The following is a 14,134-nucleotide window of genomic DNA, read 5'->3' as shown; positions in this document are numbered from 1 at the left end:
CTTCTCCGTCTGACCGGCTAAGGGCGACGACGATGAAACGCCTTCTTCTCCTTCCCGCGATCGCGGCCCTCGCACTCTCCGCATGCGCGACACCTGAAACGCGGCTGCGCACCGGGCTGGTGAACGCCGGTCTGTCGCAAGCGATCGCCGCGTGCATGGCCGACCGGATGGTCGACCGGCTGTCGCTCGTTCAGCTCCGCCGCCTCGGATCGCTCGGCAGCCTCAAGGACAAAAGGATGAGCGACCTGTCGTTCAACCAGTTCCTTCACAAGGTCCGCGCGCTCAAAGACCCAGAGATTTTGACGGTCACCACCAGTTCGGCGGCGGTCTGCGCTTTCAGCTAGGCAAGAATTACTGTCGGGGTCTCAGGGGTAGCGTTGCCGCCAAACTTGTGCTTAGGCGGCGCCGATCATCTCTTCCCCAGAGTCGAAAGGCCCGGCAGACCTCATGAACATCCACGAATATCAGGCGAAAGAACTGCTCGCGAAATTTGGCGTCGCCGTGCCCAAGGGCATTGCCGCGATGAGTGTCGAGGAAGCCGTCGCCGCGGCGAAGCAGCTCCCCGGGCCGCTCTATGTCGTCAAGTCGCAGATCCACGCGGGCGGCCGCGGCAAGGGCAAGTTCAAGGAGCTCGGCCCCGATGCGAAAGGCGGTGTCCGCCTTGCCAAGAGCATCGAGGAAGTCGAAGCGCATGCCAAGGACATGCTCGGCAACACGCTGGTGACGATCCAGACCGGCGAAGCCGGCAAGCAGGTCAACCGCCTGTACATCACCGACGGCGCCGACATTAAGCAGGAATTCTATCTCGCGCTGCTCGTCGACCGCGCCAGCAGCCGCATCGCGGTCGTCGCCTCGACCGAGGGTGGCATGGACATCGAAACCGTCGCGCACGACACGCCGGAAAAGATCCACACGATCACCATCGATCCCGCCACGGGCCTCCAGCCGCACCATGGCCGCAGCGTCGCCGCGGCACTCGGGCTGGAAGGCGACCTCGCAAAGCAGGCCGCCAAGGTTCTCGCCGGGCTGTATGCAGCCTTCCTCGGCACCGACGCCGAACAGATCGAAATCAACCCGCTCGCCGTGTGTGCAGGCAAGGATGGTGACGAACTGCTCGTCCTTGATGCCAAGGTCGGGTTCGACGGCAATGCCATGTTCCGCCACAAGGACCTCGCCGAACTGCGCGACCTGACCGAAGAAGACCCGGCCGAGGTCGAGGCGTCGGAATATGACCTCGCCTACATCAAGCTCGACGGCAACATCGGCTGCATGGTCAACGGCGCCGGCCTCGCGATGTCGACGATGGACATCATCAAGCTGAACGGCGAATTTCCCGCCAACTTCCTCGACGTCGGCGGCGGCGCGAGCAAGGAAAAGGTCACCGCGGCGTTCAAGATCATTCTCAAGGATCCCGCCGTGAAGGGCATCCTCGTCAATATCTTCGGCGGCATCATGAAGTGCGACATCATCGCCGACGGCATCGTCGCGGCGGCGAAGGAAGTGAACCTCTCGGTTCCGCTCGTCGTTCGCCTCGAAGGCACCAACGTCCAGCAGGGCAAGGACATCCTCGCCAACTCGGGACTGCCGATCGTTGCGGCCAACGATCTCGGCGACGCGGCAAAGAAGATCGTCGCGGAAGTTCGCGCGGTCGCGTGATAAGAGACGCGCGCTCCTCGTCGAGGAGCGCGCGCGGGACTGCTGGTTGACGTTTACGTAAAGCGCAACTATGGCGCAGTGCACAATTTTTCGAGAGGAGCTTTAAAAGCCATGAAAATCCTCGTCCCCGTGAAGCGGGTGCTCGATTACAACGTGAAGCCGCGGGTCAAGTCCGACGGCACGGGCGTTGACCTTGCCAATGTGAAAATGTCGATGAACCCGTTCGACGAGATCGGCGTCGAAGAGGCGATCCGCCTGAAGGAAAAGGGCGTCGCGACCGAGATCGTCGCGGTTTCCGTCGGCCCGGCGAAGGCGCAGGAAACGCTGCGCACCGCGCTCGCGATGGGCGCCGACCGCGCGATCCTCGTCCAGACCGACGATGAGGTCGAACCGCTCGCGCTCGCCAAGATCTTCAAGGCGATTGCCGATGCCGAACAGCCGGGTCTCGTGATCCTCGGCAAGCAGGCGATCGACGGCGACAACAACCAGACCGGCCAGATGCTCGCCGCGCTCACCGGCTGGGCGCAGGGCACCTTCGCCAGCGCGGTGAATGTCGAGGGCGACAGCGTCAATGTGACGCGCGAAGTCGACGGCGGTCTCGAGACGGTGAAGCTCAAGCTTCCCGCGATCGTCACCACCGATCTTCGCCTGAACGAGCCGCGCTACGCGTCGTTGCCGAACATCATGAAGGCGAAGTCGAAGCCGCTCGATACCAAGTCGCCTGCCGATTACGGCGTCGACACCGCGCCGCGCGTCAAGACCGTCAAGGTCAGCGAACCCGCCGCGCGCTCGGCCGGGATCAAGGTCGCCGATGTCGATGAACTGGTTGCCAAGCTCAAGGCTCTGGGAGTGCACTCATGAAAACTCTGGTTTGGGTCGAACATGACGGCAGCGCCGTCAAGGACGCTACGCTTGCGGTGGTCACCGCCGCCGCGAAGCTCGGCGAAGTCCATCTGCTCGTCGCCGGTAGCGGCGTCGATGCGGTCGCCAAGGAAGCCGCCGGCATCGCCGGGGTGGGCAAGGTGCATGTCGCTGACAACGCCGCCTTTGCGAACAACCTTCCCGAAAACATCGCGCCGCTCGTCGCTGATCTGATGGGTTCGCACGACGCGTTCCTCGCACCCGCGACGACCACCGGCAAGAATATTGCGCCGCGCGTCGCCGCGCTGCTCGATGTCATGCAGATTTCGGAAATCCTGTCGGTCGAAGGTCCCAAGACCTTCACGCGCCCGATCTACGCCGGCAACGCGATCGCGACCGTCGAAAGCTCGGACGCGAAGCTCGTCCTGACTGTCCGCGGTACCGCCTTCGAAAAGGCTGCTGCGACCGGCGGTTCGGGTGCGGTCGAAGCCGTCTCGGCTGGCAGCGACACGGGCATCTCAAGCTTCGTCGGCGCCGAAATCGCCAAGCAGGATCGTCCCGAACTCACGTCGGCGAAGATCATCGTGTCGGGCGGCCGCGCGCTGGGTTCGAGCGAGAAATATCAGGAAGTCATCGTCCCGCTCGCCGACAAGCTCGGCGCCGCGCTCGGTGCTTCGCGCGCCGCGGTCGATGCGGGCTATGTCCCCAACGACTATCAGGTCGGCCAGACCGGCAAGATCGTCGCCCCGGAAGTCTATTTCGCGATCGGCATCTCGGGCGCGATCCAGCATCTCGCCGGGATGAAGGACTCGAAGACGATCGTCGCGATCAACAAGGACGAGGACGCTCCGATCTTCCAGGTCGCCGACTTTGGCCTCGTCGCCGATCTCTTCAACGCCGTGCCCGAACTGACCGGGAAAATCTAAGCGGTCGTTCGTGACCGGCGATCATCCCGGGGTGCCCGGACTGGGCGATGCGCCGTTCAATGCCGGCGGTCGCCGGGCGGCGCGGAACGACGAACATGACGAAGCGGCCGGGGGCGATGCCCACGGCCGCTCGTTGATTCTGGCGAGCGTCGCGCGCGACGCGCGGCTCGACCGCAAATTCCTGTTGCTCATCATCCTCGCCGCCGCGATTGCGACGCTCGGCCTGTTGCAAGGGTCGGCGGCGGTGGTGATCGGCGCGATGCTGGTGTCGCCGCTGATGGGGCCGATCATGGGGATCGGTTTCGGGCTGGCGACGATCGAAAGCAATTTGATCCGCCGTTCGCTCGTGACGCTCGCCGCCGGGATGGCGGTCGCCATTCTGGTCGCGATGCTGATCATCTGGCTGTCGCCGATCAAGGACGTCACCCCCGAACTGCGCGCGCGGACGCAGCCGACGCTGCTCGATCTCGGCGTCGCGGTGGTCGGCGGCATCGCCGGCGTCTATGCGATCATGCGCAAGCTGTCGGGCGTGATGGTCGGCGTCGCGATCGCGACGGCGCTCGTCCCGCCGCTGTCGACCGTCGGTTTCGGACTGGTCACCGGGCGGATGGATTTCGCGCTCGGCGCCGCGCTGCTCTTCCTCACCAACACGCTCGCCATCGCCTTCGCCGCGACGGTCGTCGCGCGGCTCAACCATTTCGGGCCGTCGCTGACGCGGCAGCACACCGCGATGCAGGTGGCCGGCATCGTCGCGACGCTCGGTGTCCTGTCGATCCCGCTCGCGCTGTCGCTCAACAACATCGTCCGCGAAATCGGCGCGCGCACGACGGTGCAGTCCGAACTCGCCGCGCTGCTCGGCAAGGACGATCGCGTCGACAGCCTGAACGTGCGGATCGAGAATGACGAGATCGCGATCGACGGCGTCGTGCTCGTCGATCGCTATGCGTCGCAGCTCAACGCCAATCTGGCCCGCGCGGTGCGCGACAAGGCGCGCCGCGACGTGCGCGTCAGCATCGTCCAGTTGCGACAGCAGACCAACGCCGCTGCGCAGTTCGAGGAACGGCTGAACCAGCGCCTCGCGGCGCTCGAACAGCGCGAGGACGAAAGCCGCGCGATCCTCGCCGGTCTGACCGTCGGCGACCTCGTGCCGCGCGACCGGGTGCTGCTCGACGCGCAGGCAAGGCGGGTGGTCGTCCAGCGCGATCGCGAGGACGAAGGCGCCGAGGTCGCCGCCGCGGTCGACCGGATCATGGCGTCGGTGCAGGCGCGTTATCCGCAGTGGCTGGTCCAGAATGGCAGCCTGACCGCAGCCGAAGCGCCCGCGGACGCAGGCGCCGCCGGCGAATAAACGCGTTGCAGACCTATTCGGGTTGACCGCGCGCCGGCGATCCCATCTGCTGCACCCCGAACCACGGCGAACCGCCGGGACGGGGAGGGATGACATGCGCGGCAGGCGAATGGCACTGGCGATAGTTGCGGCGAGCGCCCTGTTCACCGCGTTGATTCCGGCGGTGCAGGCTCAAACCGCCCCGGCGGAAACGGTGACGATCGACAAGGCGCGGATCGATGCCGCGCTCGCTGCGATGATCGCCGATGGCCGCGCCGCGGGGACCTCGGCGCTGATCTGGCAGGACGGGCGCGAGGTTTATTTCGGCGCGGCGGGCATGGCCGACCGCGAGGCGAAGCGGCCGATGCGCCGCGATACGATCGCGCAAATTTATTCGATGACCAAGCCGGTGACCGGGGTCGCGCTGATGCAGCTCTGGGAACAGGGCAAGTTCCGGCTCGACGATCCGCTGGCCCGCTACCTGCCCGAATACGCCGACATGCGCGTCTATGCCGGGGTCGATGCGACGGGCCAGCCGCGCTACGTAGCCGCCGAACGGCCGATCACCGTCCGCGATATCCTGCGCCACACCGCGGGCTTTGCCTATGGCGCGGGGCCGACCCCGGTCCACACCGCCTATGTCGCCGCCGATCCGCTCGCGCTCGGTATCCCGCTCGCCGACGCAAGCCGCCGGCTCGCGACCGTACCGCTCTTGTTCCATCCGGGAACGCGGTGGGAATATAGCGCCGCGGTCGATGTGCAGGCGGCGCTGGTCGAGAAACTGTCGGGCGAGCCCTTCGCCGCCTATGTGAACGCGCATATCTTCGCGCCGCTGAAGATGACCGAGACGGCATGGCGCCAGCCCGACGACCGGCTGCCGCGCTTCGCGGCGATGAACGTGAAAAAGGACGGCAAGCTCGTCCAGCAGGACGCGGCAACGGCGCGGACGCTGAACTTCGCCGATCACGCGCTGACTCCTGGCGGTTTCGGCCTCGCCTCGACGCTCGACGATTATCAGCGTTTCGCGCGCATGTTGCTGAACGAAGGCGCGCTCGATGGCGCCCGCATCCTGAAACCATCGACGGTGCGGTTGATGGCGACCGACCAGCTCGATCCCGCGATCGCCGAACGCGCCTGGCTGCCCGGAAAAGGCACCGTCGGCTTCGGCTTCGATGTCGCGGTTCGCAAGGGATCGCCGCAAACGCCGCAGGAAAATCGCGGCGCGACCGGCGAATTTTTCTGGGACGGCATGGCGTCGACGCTGTTCTGGGTCGATCCTGCAAACCGGCTGACAGCGGTCTTCTTCGTCCAGACCATTCCCTATGACGGCACGCTGCACCGCGACTTTCGCGCGGCGGTCTATGGGGTGGACTATAAAGGACCGGCGGGCGACTAGCATTGTCATCCTTTTGTCATCGCAATATTCTTTGAGCGCAGCCGAGGAGTGTTCGATGCCCCAGCCCGATAAACGCACCCTGCTCGCCGAAGGCCTCGCGGCCGGCGAGGACGATGCTGCGCTCCATGCCCGGCTGGCGGCGGCGGGCGTGTCGGCGGCCGCGGCGAAGTATGAGATCGACCGGCTGGCGAAGGACCCGATGGCCGCGATGCTGCGGCGGCAGGCCGCGCGGATGGCGAAGCAGGGCTGGCTGCTCGCCAATCAGGAGCGGCTCGCGCGCGAGGCCGACGGCGGCTTCATGCTCGATATGCTCGATGCGCCTGCGCCCGATCATTTCTACCGCCATTATTACGAGGCGAACCGGCCCGCAAAGCTCGCCGGCCTCGTCGATCATTGGCCCGCGCTCGCGCGCTGGTCGCTCGATCATTTCGCGGCGGTCGCGGGCGACGCGGTCGTCGAGGCGCAGGTCGAACGCGAACGCGACCCCGATTATGAACTCGCGAAGGACGACCACCGCCGCCTCGTGCGGTTTGGCGAGCTGATCGACTGGCTGCGCAGCGACGAGGCGAGCAACGACATCTATCTCACCGCCTATAACAGCGGCACCAATGCCGCGGCGCTCGCGCCGCTCTGGGACGATATGGCGCCGATCGCGTTGCTCGACGGCACCCGCGCGCGCGACGGCTTTTTCTGGCTGGGGCCGAAGGGAACGCTCACCCCTTGGCACCACGATCTCACCAACAATCTGCTCGTCCAGGTCATCGGCCGCAAGCGCGTGCGGATGGCGCCGCCATGGGCATATGCGCGCATGCGCAACAGCCGCCATTGCTTCTCCGACTGGGGCAATGAAGCGCTGCCAGCGGGTAACGGCGATTCGGCTGTGCCGCCGATACTCGAAACAGTCATCCAGCCCGGCGAAGCCGTATTTTTGCCGGTCGGATGGTGGCATCAGGTCGAAGCGCTAGACCTGTCAGCCAGCATGAGTTTTACCAGCTTTCGCAGGCCCAATGCGCATGTCGAAGACTATCGGTCCTGGGGTGAGCTCTAGTTGATCCCGATATAAAATATTCCTTATGTGCGATTTTTTACTTGCACTCTATTTCGGGCGAGCCTAACGGCGCCGTCCCCCGGCCAGTCGGCGGGGCGGACATCGACGGATCGGGGTTTCGCGAAGCCCGCCCGCATCGACCGGCGCTGCCGGTTCGCTGTACGGATGCCGCCACGTTTGGTCGGTTGGACGACTTTTGTAGCTCAGTGGTGAGAGCGCCGGTCCGCAAGACCGGAGGTCGCGGGTTCAATTCCCGTCAAAAGACCCAATGGATAGCTCAGCGGGTAGAGCACTAGACTTGTAATCTAGGTGTCGAGGGTTCGACTCCCTCTCCACACGGTCCTTCAAAGACCGCCAGATTTAGGTTCTGGTCCTTAACTTGGGGCTTCGGGGATCGGCTTGCGAAAGGGCGCCGCGCCTGTTCGCCGCCTTTGGGCGGTAAACGGGACGGCTTCGTCCGGACGCCATGCCGGAAGGCTCGACAGGCGGTGATGGCTGCGCTGCGCCGGGACCGGGACGCGCCGTTTTCGAACGGTTCGCCCCCGTGCCGCGCGCTGCAAAGCCCGCTCGCGTCTTGTCCGCCCGCCGCCATGCCGCCGGTCCCCGGACCCTTTGGGCTGACGGGGAATGAGCAACCGCAAGCAAGAAAGGAAATCGGCGTGACGTGACGCGGATTAAGAATGGTGAATGAGATGATGAAGCAACTGATCGATAGCCTGATGGGCCGCAAGCGCGTGCTCATCGATGAAACCGAACGGGCGGTCTGGCTCTACAAGGGCGAGGTCCGCGGCATCCTGGGTGCCGGCGAACATGTGCTGAAGAACCGCGACGGTTCGCTGCGCATCGAACGTCAGCCGCTCGCGCGGATGATGTTCGCATCGGCCTATGAACAGGCGGTGCTCGACAAGCTGCCGGTGGATGTGGCGACGCATCTGACGGTGGTCCGTACGGCCGAGAACGAGATTGCTGTCATCGAACGCGATGGAATCATCAACACCATTCTCGGTCCGGACGCCAAGCTGATCGTGTGGAGCGACGCGGGCCCGTGGAAGGCGAGCCTCGTCGACATCGTCGATAATGTACGGGTCGAACCGAAGCTGCTCCAGCGTCTGCAGAAGACGGACCGGATGCAGTTCGTGACGGTGGTCGAGGTCGGCGAGGGCAAGACCGCGCTCGTCAGCATCGACGGCCGCATGACCGACCGGCTCGAACCGGGCGTCTACGGTTACTGGAACCCGGGGCGGAAGATCGGCGTCAAGCTGGTCGACCTGACCCGCCAGTCGCTCGACGTCACCGGGCAGGAAATGCTGACCCGCGACCGCGTGACGCTGCGGATCAACATCAGCGCGGAATACCGCGTTGCCGATCCGCTGCTCGCGGTGACGAGCGTGAAGGATTTCGCCGACGCGCTCTACCGGGCGCTGCAGCTTGCCTTCCGCAAGACGCTCGGCGCGCTGACGCTCGACCAGATCCTTGAAAACAAGGTGTCGGTCGACGCCGGGGCGGCGGACAAGGTCCGGGCCGACATGGCGCTGATCGGGGTCGAGGTTTCGGACATCGCGCTCAAGGACGTGATCCTGCCGGGCGAGATGCGCGAGATCCTGAACCAGGTGGTCGCGGTGCAGAAGGAGGCGGAGGCGAATGTCATCCGCCGGCGTGAGGAGACGAACGCCACGCGCTCGCTGCTCAACACGGCGAAGGTCATGGCCGAAAACCCGGTCATGCTCCGCCTGAAGGAGCTCGAGGCGCTGGAAAGCATCGCGGGCAAGGTCGAGCGGCTGACGGTGACCAACGGCACCGAAGGGCTGCTCAACGATCTGGTGCGCCTGCGCGACTGATCTTCGCGCGAAAATGGGAAGGGGCCGGTGAACGCCGGCCCCTTTTCTTTTGCGGCGCCGCAGGCAACAAGGCGGCATGACCCTTGTTCTCGTCACGCGCGACGATGCCGTCGCCACCGTCACCCTCAACCGTCCCGACGCGATGAACGCCTTGTCGCGTGCGCTCCGTGCCGAGCTTGCCGGCACGATGCGGACGCTCGCCGCCGACGACAGCGTCCGCGCGATCGTGCTGACCGGTGCCGGCACCCGCGCTTTCACCGCTGGGCTGGACCTCAAGGAACTCGGCGCGGATACGAGCAACCTCGGCGCCGCCAATGCCACCGGCGCCGACGAAAATCCGGTGAAAGCAATCGAACTCTGCCCGCAACCGGTGATCGGTGCGATCAACGGGGTCGCGATCACCGGCGGGTTCGAGGTCGCGCTGGCGTGCGACATATTGATCGCATCGACCGACGCGCGTTTTGCCGACACCCACGCCCGCGTCGGCGTGATGCCCGGCTGGGGGCTGTCGCAGAAATTGTCGCGGCTGATCGGTATCGGCCGCGCCAAGGAACTGTCGCTGACCGGCAATTTCCTCGACGCCGGGACGGCGCGCGACTGGGGCTTGGTCAATCGCGTCGTCGCACCGGGCGAGCTGCTGCCCGCGGCGCAGGCGCTAGCCCGCGATATCGCCAGCGCCGATCCGGCGATGGTGCGCGCTTACAAAAAGCTGATCGACGATGGCCATGCGCTGCCGTTCGGCGATGCCATGGCGCTCGAACATAAACGCTCTTCGGCGGCGAACCGCAGCGTCCGCGCCGAGGAGGTCGAAATGCGGCGGCAAGCCGTGATGGAGCGCGGACGAACGCACGCCGGCTGATCCGGCCCTCGTCGTGGGGCAGTTGCGATTGCAGCTTGCGGTCCGCAAAAATACTTAGCAAGGTTAAGTAATGAACGATCTCGGTGCATCACTCTCCGCCTTCATGACTCGCGTCGCCGGCCCCGGCCGCCTCGATCGGCTCATGCGCCTGTCGGGCGGCGCCAATATGGAAAGCTGGGCATTCGATTGGGCCGGCAAGGGCTATGTCCTGCGCCGCGCGCCCTCGGCCGAATATATGGAGGGGCGCCCCTATGGCCACGCCGACGAGGCGGCGCTGGTGATGGCGGCGCATGCCGGCGGCGTACGGGCGCCCGAGGTCGTCGGCGTGCTGGGCGACGGCGACGGCATGGGCACCGGCTATGTCATGCACCGCGTCGTCGCCGAAGTCGCGCCGGCGAAGATATTGGCGGCCCCGCCGCCGTCGCTGCTCGCCGACCTCGCGCGCGAACTGGCGCGGACGCACGCGCTGCCGCGCGCGACGATCCCCGCCGCGATCCCGACGATGGACACCGCCGCCGCACTCGCCGAGCTTAAGGCGCGGTTCATGGCCTATGGCGGCGACCGGCCGATGATCGCGCTCGCGATCAAATGGTGCGAGGATCATCTGCCAGTGCCGGCGGATCCCGTGCTTGTCCACGGCGACTATCGCATGGGCAATATCATGGTCGATGTGGCCGAAGAGACGGGCGGCCTTGCGGTCGTGCTCGACTGGGAACTCGCGCATCTGGGCGACGCGCATGAGGACCTCGCCTATGGCTGCATGACCGTGTGGCGCTTCGGCCGCCTCGACAAGCCGGCGTTCGGCGTCGGCGGGCTCGACGATTTTTTCGCCGCCTATGAGGCGGCGGGCGGAGCGCCGGTCGATCGCGACCGCTTTCATTTCTGGCTCGTCTATCGCACCCTGTGGTGGGCGCTCGGTTGCCTGCAGATGGGACAGGCGTGGCGCAGCGGCGCCGACACGACGGTCGAGCGTGTCGTCGTCGGGCGCCGCACCGCCGAGCAGGAACTCGACCTGCTGCTGCTGCTCGAAGCCGAAGCACCCGAAGCCGAACGCCTTCGCGCGCTTCCCGCGTCGCCACCCGCCGCACCCGGACCGGTGGGCGAACCGGTCAATCGCGAAATGGTGCAGGCGGTGCGCGACTGGCTCGAACAGGCGATCAAGCCCAGGGCCGAAGGCCATGACAAATTCGAGGTCGCGGTGGCGATGAACGCGCTGGGCATCGTGATGCGCGACCTCGATGCCGGGGTGCGCGCCGAAGAGGCCGCGCTGGCCGGCGCGCTGCTGGCGGGCGCCCGGACGCTCGCCGAGCCCGGCTTGCTCGCGGCGCTGCGCCGCGCCGCGCTCGACAAACTCGCCGTCGACAGCCCCAAATATGCCGCGCTGGCGCGCGCGCGGTCGCTCTGGGGCGGACGGGAATAGAATAAGGGAGAGAGACATGGATTTTGCGATGCCCGCCGACCTGCAGGCGTATCTGGACGAACTCGATGCGTTCATCGCGGCGGAGATCAAGCCGCTCGAGCTGGCCGACGACAATATCCGCTTCTTCGACCATCGCCGCGAGCACAGCCGCACCGACTGGGACAATCAGGGGCTGCCGCGCCACGACTGGGAGGAATTGCTCAAACAGGCGACCCGTAAGGCCGATGCCGCAGGCCACTGGCGTTTTTCGGCGCCGAAGAAATATGGCGGCAAGGACGGGTCGAACCTGTGGATGGCGGTGATCCGCGAGCATTTCGCCGCCAAGGGCCTCGGTCTCCATAACGACCTGCAGAACGAGCACAGCATCGTCGGCAATTTCCCCTTCGTCGAGATGTTCGAACAATTCGCGACGAGCGAGGAGCAGAAGCAGGAATTCATCCTCGGCGGGTTCGAGGGCAAGCGGCGGACGGCGTTCGGCCTGACCGAACCCGATCATGGATCGGATGCCACCCACATGGAAACGCGTGCGGTGCGCGAAACGCGCGACGGCGTCGATGGCTGGCTGATCAACGGCCGCAAGATGTGGATCACCGGCATGCATGTGGCGAGCCACTGCGCAACCTTCTGTCGCACCAGCGGCAACGACGGCGATGCCAAGGGCATTTCCTGCCTGCTTGTGCCGACGGGCACGCCGGGGATGACGGTCGACGAATATATGTGGACCTTCAACATGCCGACCGACCATCCACGCATGACCTTCACCGACGTCTGGGTGCCGGATAGCGCGCGGCTGGGTCCGGTCGACGGCGGCCTGTCGATCGCGCAGAGCTTCGTTCACCAGAACCGCATCCGACAGGCCGCGAGCTCGCTCGGCGCCGCGGTCTTCTGCATCGAGGAAAGCGTGAAATATGCCCGGACACGCAAGCCGTTCGGCGAAGCGCTGGCGAAGAACCAGGCGATCCAGTTCCCGCTCGTCGAGCTCGCGACGCAGGCCGAGATGCTGCGCCTGCTGATCCGCAAGACCGCATGGGAAATGGACAATATGCCGCACAAGGAGGTCGAACATCGCCTCTCCGACCGCGTCAGCATGTGCAACTATTGGGCGAACCGCCTCTGCTGCGAAGCAGCCGACCGCGCGATGCAGGTGCACGGCGGTATCGGCTATTCACGCCATAAGCCATTCGAGCACATCTACCGCCACCACCGCCGCTACCGGATCACCGAGGGCGCCGAGGAAATCCAGATGCGCAAGGTCGGCGCCTATCTGTTTGGCTATCTGGGGCCGCGCAAGGCCCTGTTTTCCTGAGGATTGAAGCGGCCGCCCGTCAGTGGGCGGCCGTCTTCGACCAGATGTTCATCACCGCGACGCCCGCGACGATCAGCGCCATGCCGATCATCGCGGGCGCGTCGAGGCGCTGACCCTGAAACACCCACGCGACGGTCGCGATCAGCACGATCCCGACGCCGGACCAGATCGCATAGGCGATCCCGGTCGGAATATCGAGCAGCGCCAGCGACAGGAAATAAAAGGCAACGACATAACCCGCCGCCATGATCAGCGTCGGGCCGATATGGCGAAAGCCGTCCGACTGCTTGAGGAAAGAGGTCGCGATCACTTCGGCGACGATCGCGATGCCGAGATAGAGATATTGCAAGGTCGAGCCCCTCTAGCGCTTGCGGACGAATTCGGCGCGCAGCACCAGCCCCTTGATGCCATCGTGGCGGCAGTCGATTTCCTGATCGTCGCCGGTAAGGCGGATCGATTTGATCACCGTGCCGACCTTCAGCGTCTGGCCGGCGCCCTTGACGGTCAGGTCCTTGACCAGCACCACCGAATCGCCGTCGGCGAGCAGGTTGCCCACGGCGTCGCGCACCTCGGGCCCCGCCGCGGCGGCTGCGGCGCGTTCGCGCGCATCGGCGGCGGACAGCCATTCGCCGCTCGCCTCGTCATAGACATAATCCTCGTCGTCGTTCGTCATCGTCACGGTTTCCGGAACCGCAGCGCGAACTGGTCGGTCTTGCCGCGGATCGCGGCGTCGAACACATTCGCGGTGCGCGGGTCGTCGGCGTGTTTGTAAAGGTCGCTCTCGGCGTCGAGCGTAAAGCCCGCCTTGGTCAGCGCCGCAACCACCGCCGCCTTGTCGATGCGGTGCAGGCTGTCGGACAGCGTCGTTCCCGTGCCGTCGGCGGCGCTGTGGTCGACGACGATCAGCGTCCCGCCGGGCTTGAGCGCCGCGAACAGCGCTGCGCTCGCCTTGTCGCCCGTGCCTTCGGGAAAGGGCTTCAGATACAGGTCGTGGAAATTCTGCACCGTGATGATCGTGTCGAGCGGCACCGGAAAAGCGGGCGCCGCGAACGGCCCGGCGACCGCGTCGACATTGGCATAGGCGGCATCGACCGCAGCCTGATCGTCGCCATATTGTTTCTTGAAGGCAATGAACTCGGCGGGCTGGAAGGCATAGACGCGCCCCGCCGGGCCGACCGCGGCGGCGAGCAGGCGGGTGACATAACCGCCGCCCATCACGAAATCGCCGACCTGTTCGCCGGGCGTTACCTGCGCGAAGGCAAGGAGTTCGGCGGGTTTGCGCGCAGTGTCGCGTTCGCGGTCGGCGGCAGGACGCGCCGGATCGGCGAGCGCGGGGCTATAGTCGGGGGTAGCCGGCGGCGCAGCGGCGAGCGACGGTGCGGAGACCGCGAGGAAGAGGGCGCATGTAAGCGAGCGGATCATGACGGTGACTCCTGTTGCTTGATTGCCCCAGCATAGCGGGCCCGAGGGCTCTTGGCATCTCGCGAATCCATGATA

The 14,134-nt window shown here is 65.8% G+C and carries 14 protein-coding genes and 1 tRNA gene; 12 read left to right on the top strand and 3 right to left on the bottom strand.

Going from position 1 to position 14,134, the window contains the following annotated elements; genetic code table 11:
• Positions 1 to 32 precede the first annotated feature (32 nt).
• The 12 genes from V6U71_RS17400 (at position 33) to V6U71_RS17345 (ending at position 12,637) form a co-directional block, all read left to right on the top strand.
• On the top strand, positions 33 to 344 hold the full coding sequence (locus tag V6U71_RS17400; RefSeq protein ID WP_411339613.1) for a hypothetical protein: 312 nt from the start codon (positions 33 to 35) through the stop codon (positions 342 to 344).
• A gap of 103 nt (positions 345 to 447) precedes the next feature.
• Complete coding sequence (gene sucC, locus V6U71_RS17395; RefSeq protein WP_411339612.1) at positions 448 to 1,656, top strand: ADP-forming succinate--CoA ligase subunit beta; 1,209 nt, start codon at positions 448 to 450, stop codon at positions 1,654 to 1,656.
• Between the two features lie 111 nt (positions 1,657 to 1,767).
• Entirely contained in the window at positions 1,768 to 2,517 is a 750-nt protein-coding gene (locus V6U71_RS17390) for an electron transfer flavoprotein subunit beta/FixA family protein (RefSeq protein ID WP_411339611.1), read from the top strand.
• Positions 2,514 to 3,443: an electron transfer flavoprotein subunit alpha/FixB family protein gene (locus V6U71_RS17385; protein WP_411339610.1), complete on the top strand. Its 930-nt coding sequence runs from the start codon at positions 2,514 to 2,516 to the stop codon at positions 3,441 to 3,443. The genes V6U71_RS17390 and V6U71_RS17385 overlap by 4 nt, the downstream gene beginning before the upstream one ends.
• Before the next feature lie 10 nt (positions 3,444 to 3,453).
• Positions 3,454 to 4,791: a DUF389 domain-containing protein gene (locus V6U71_RS17380; protein WP_411339609.1), complete on the top strand. Its 1,338-nt coding sequence runs from the start codon at positions 3,454 to 3,456 to the stop codon at positions 4,789 to 4,791.
• A 94-nt stretch (positions 4,792 to 4,885) separates the two neighbouring features.
• Positions 4,886 to 6,166 (top strand): serine hydrolase domain-containing protein, encoded by a 1,281-nt coding sequence (locus V6U71_RS17375; protein WP_411339608.1) that lies wholly within the window; start codon positions 4,886 to 4,888, stop codon positions 6,164 to 6,166.
• Positions 6,167 to 6,221: 55 nt separating this feature from the next.
• Positions 6,222 to 7,214, top strand: a complete 993-nt coding sequence (locus V6U71_RS17370) for a cupin-like domain-containing protein (protein ID WP_411339607.1) — start codon at positions 6,222 to 6,224, stop codon at positions 7,212 to 7,214.
• A gap of 192 nt (positions 7,215 to 7,406) precedes the next feature.
• Positions 7,407 to 7,482, top strand: a tRNA-Cys gene (locus tag V6U71_RS17365).
• 424 nt (positions 7,483 to 7,906) lie between these two features.
• Positions 7,907 to 9,052: a slipin family protein gene (locus V6U71_RS17360; protein ID WP_411339606.1), complete on the top strand. Its 1,146-nt coding sequence runs from the start codon at positions 7,907 to 7,909 to the stop codon at positions 9,050 to 9,052.
• A gap of 76 nt (positions 9,053 to 9,128) precedes the next feature.
• Complete coding sequence (locus tag V6U71_RS17355) at positions 9,129 to 9,911, top strand: enoyl-CoA hydratase (RefSeq protein WP_411339605.1); 783 nt, start codon at positions 9,129 to 9,131, stop codon at positions 9,909 to 9,911.
• A 70-nt stretch (positions 9,912 to 9,981) separates the two neighbouring features.
• Positions 9,982 to 11,331 (top strand): phosphotransferase family protein, encoded by a 1,350-nt coding sequence (locus V6U71_RS17350; protein WP_411339604.1) that lies wholly within the window; start codon positions 9,982 to 9,984, stop codon positions 11,329 to 11,331.
• A 16-nt stretch (positions 11,332 to 11,347) separates the two neighbouring features.
• Positions 11,348 to 12,637, top strand: coding sequence for an acyl-CoA dehydrogenase family protein (locus V6U71_RS17345; RefSeq protein WP_411339603.1), 1,290 nt, complete (start codon positions 11,348 to 11,350; stop codon positions 12,635 to 12,637).
• 19 nt (positions 12,638 to 12,656) lie between these two features.
• On the opposite strand, the gene V6U71_RS17340 is transcribed toward V6U71_RS17345, so the two are convergent.
• Genes V6U71_RS17340 through V6U71_RS17330 form a run of 3 tightly spaced genes read right to left on the bottom strand, consistent with a single transcriptional unit; the run spans position 12,657 to position 14,059 of the window.
• Positions 12,657 to 12,986 (bottom strand): SMR family transporter, encoded by a 330-nt coding sequence (locus V6U71_RS17340; RefSeq protein WP_411339602.1) that lies wholly within the window; start codon positions 12,984 to 12,986, stop codon positions 12,657 to 12,659.
• 12 nt (positions 12,987 to 12,998) lie between these two features.
• Complete coding sequence (locus tag V6U71_RS17335) at positions 12,999 to 13,310, bottom strand: alkylphosphonate utilization protein (RefSeq protein WP_054731296.1); 312 nt, start codon at positions 13,308 to 13,310, stop codon at positions 12,999 to 13,001.
• 2 nt (positions 13,311 to 13,312) lie between these two features.
• Positions 13,313 to 14,059, bottom strand: coding sequence for a class I SAM-dependent methyltransferase (locus V6U71_RS17330; protein ID WP_411339601.1), 747 nt, complete (start codon positions 14,057 to 14,059; stop codon positions 13,313 to 13,315).
• Between the last annotated feature and the right edge of the window lie 75 nt (positions 14,060 to 14,134).

Source organism: Sphingopyxis sp. J-6, from assembly GCF_046603995.1.
Taxonomy (GTDB): Bacteria; Pseudomonadota; Alphaproteobacteria; order Sphingomonadales; family Sphingomonadaceae; genus Sphingopyxis.
Note: the sequence above shows the minus strand (reverse complement) of the source record. Positions and strands in the feature narration are given on the sequence as shown.

Bases quoted from the DNA above. Each gene is read 5' to 3' on its own strand.
- V6U71_RS17400 (WP_411339613.1), top strand. From the start codon at position 33: ATGAAACGCCTTCTTCTCCTTCCCGCGATCGCGGCCCTCGCACTCTCC.
- sucC (WP_411339612.1), top strand. From the start codon at position 448: ATGAACATCCACGAATATCAGGCGAAAGAACTGCTCGCGAAATTTGGC.
- V6U71_RS17390 (WP_411339611.1), top strand. From the start codon at position 1,768: ATGAAAATCCTCGTCCCCGTGAAGCGGGTGCTCGATTACAACGTGAAG.
- V6U71_RS17385 (WP_411339610.1), top strand. From the start codon at position 2,514: ATGAAAACTCTGGTTTGGGTCGAACATGACGGCAGCGCCGTCAAGGAC.
- V6U71_RS17375 (WP_411339608.1), top strand. From the start codon at position 4,886: ATGCGCGGCAGGCGAATGGCACTGGCGATAGTTGCGGCGAGCGCCCTG.
- V6U71_RS17370 (WP_411339607.1), top strand. From the start codon at position 6,222: ATGCCCCAGCCCGATAAACGCACCCTGCTCGCCGAAGGCCTCGCGGCC.
- V6U71_RS17360 (WP_411339606.1), top strand. From the start codon at position 7,907: ATGATGAAGCAACTGATCGATAGCCTGATGGGCCGCAAGCGCGTGCTC.
- V6U71_RS17355 (WP_411339605.1), top strand. From the start codon at position 9,129: ATGACCCTTGTTCTCGTCACGCGCGACGATGCCGTCGCCACCGTCACC.
- V6U71_RS17350 (WP_411339604.1), top strand. From the start codon at position 9,982: ATGAACGATCTCGGTGCATCACTCTCCGCCTTCATGACTCGCGTCGCC.
- V6U71_RS17345 (WP_411339603.1), top strand. From the start codon at position 11,348: ATGGATTTTGCGATGCCCGCCGACCTGCAGGCGTATCTGGACGAACTC.
- V6U71_RS17335 (WP_054731296.1), bottom strand. From the start codon at position 13,310: ATGACGAACGACGACGAGGATTATGTCTATGACGAGGCGAGCGGCGAA.
- V6U71_RS17330 (WP_411339601.1), bottom strand. From the start codon at position 14,059: ATGATCCGCTCGCTTACATGCGCCCTCTTCCTCGCGGTCTCCGCACCG.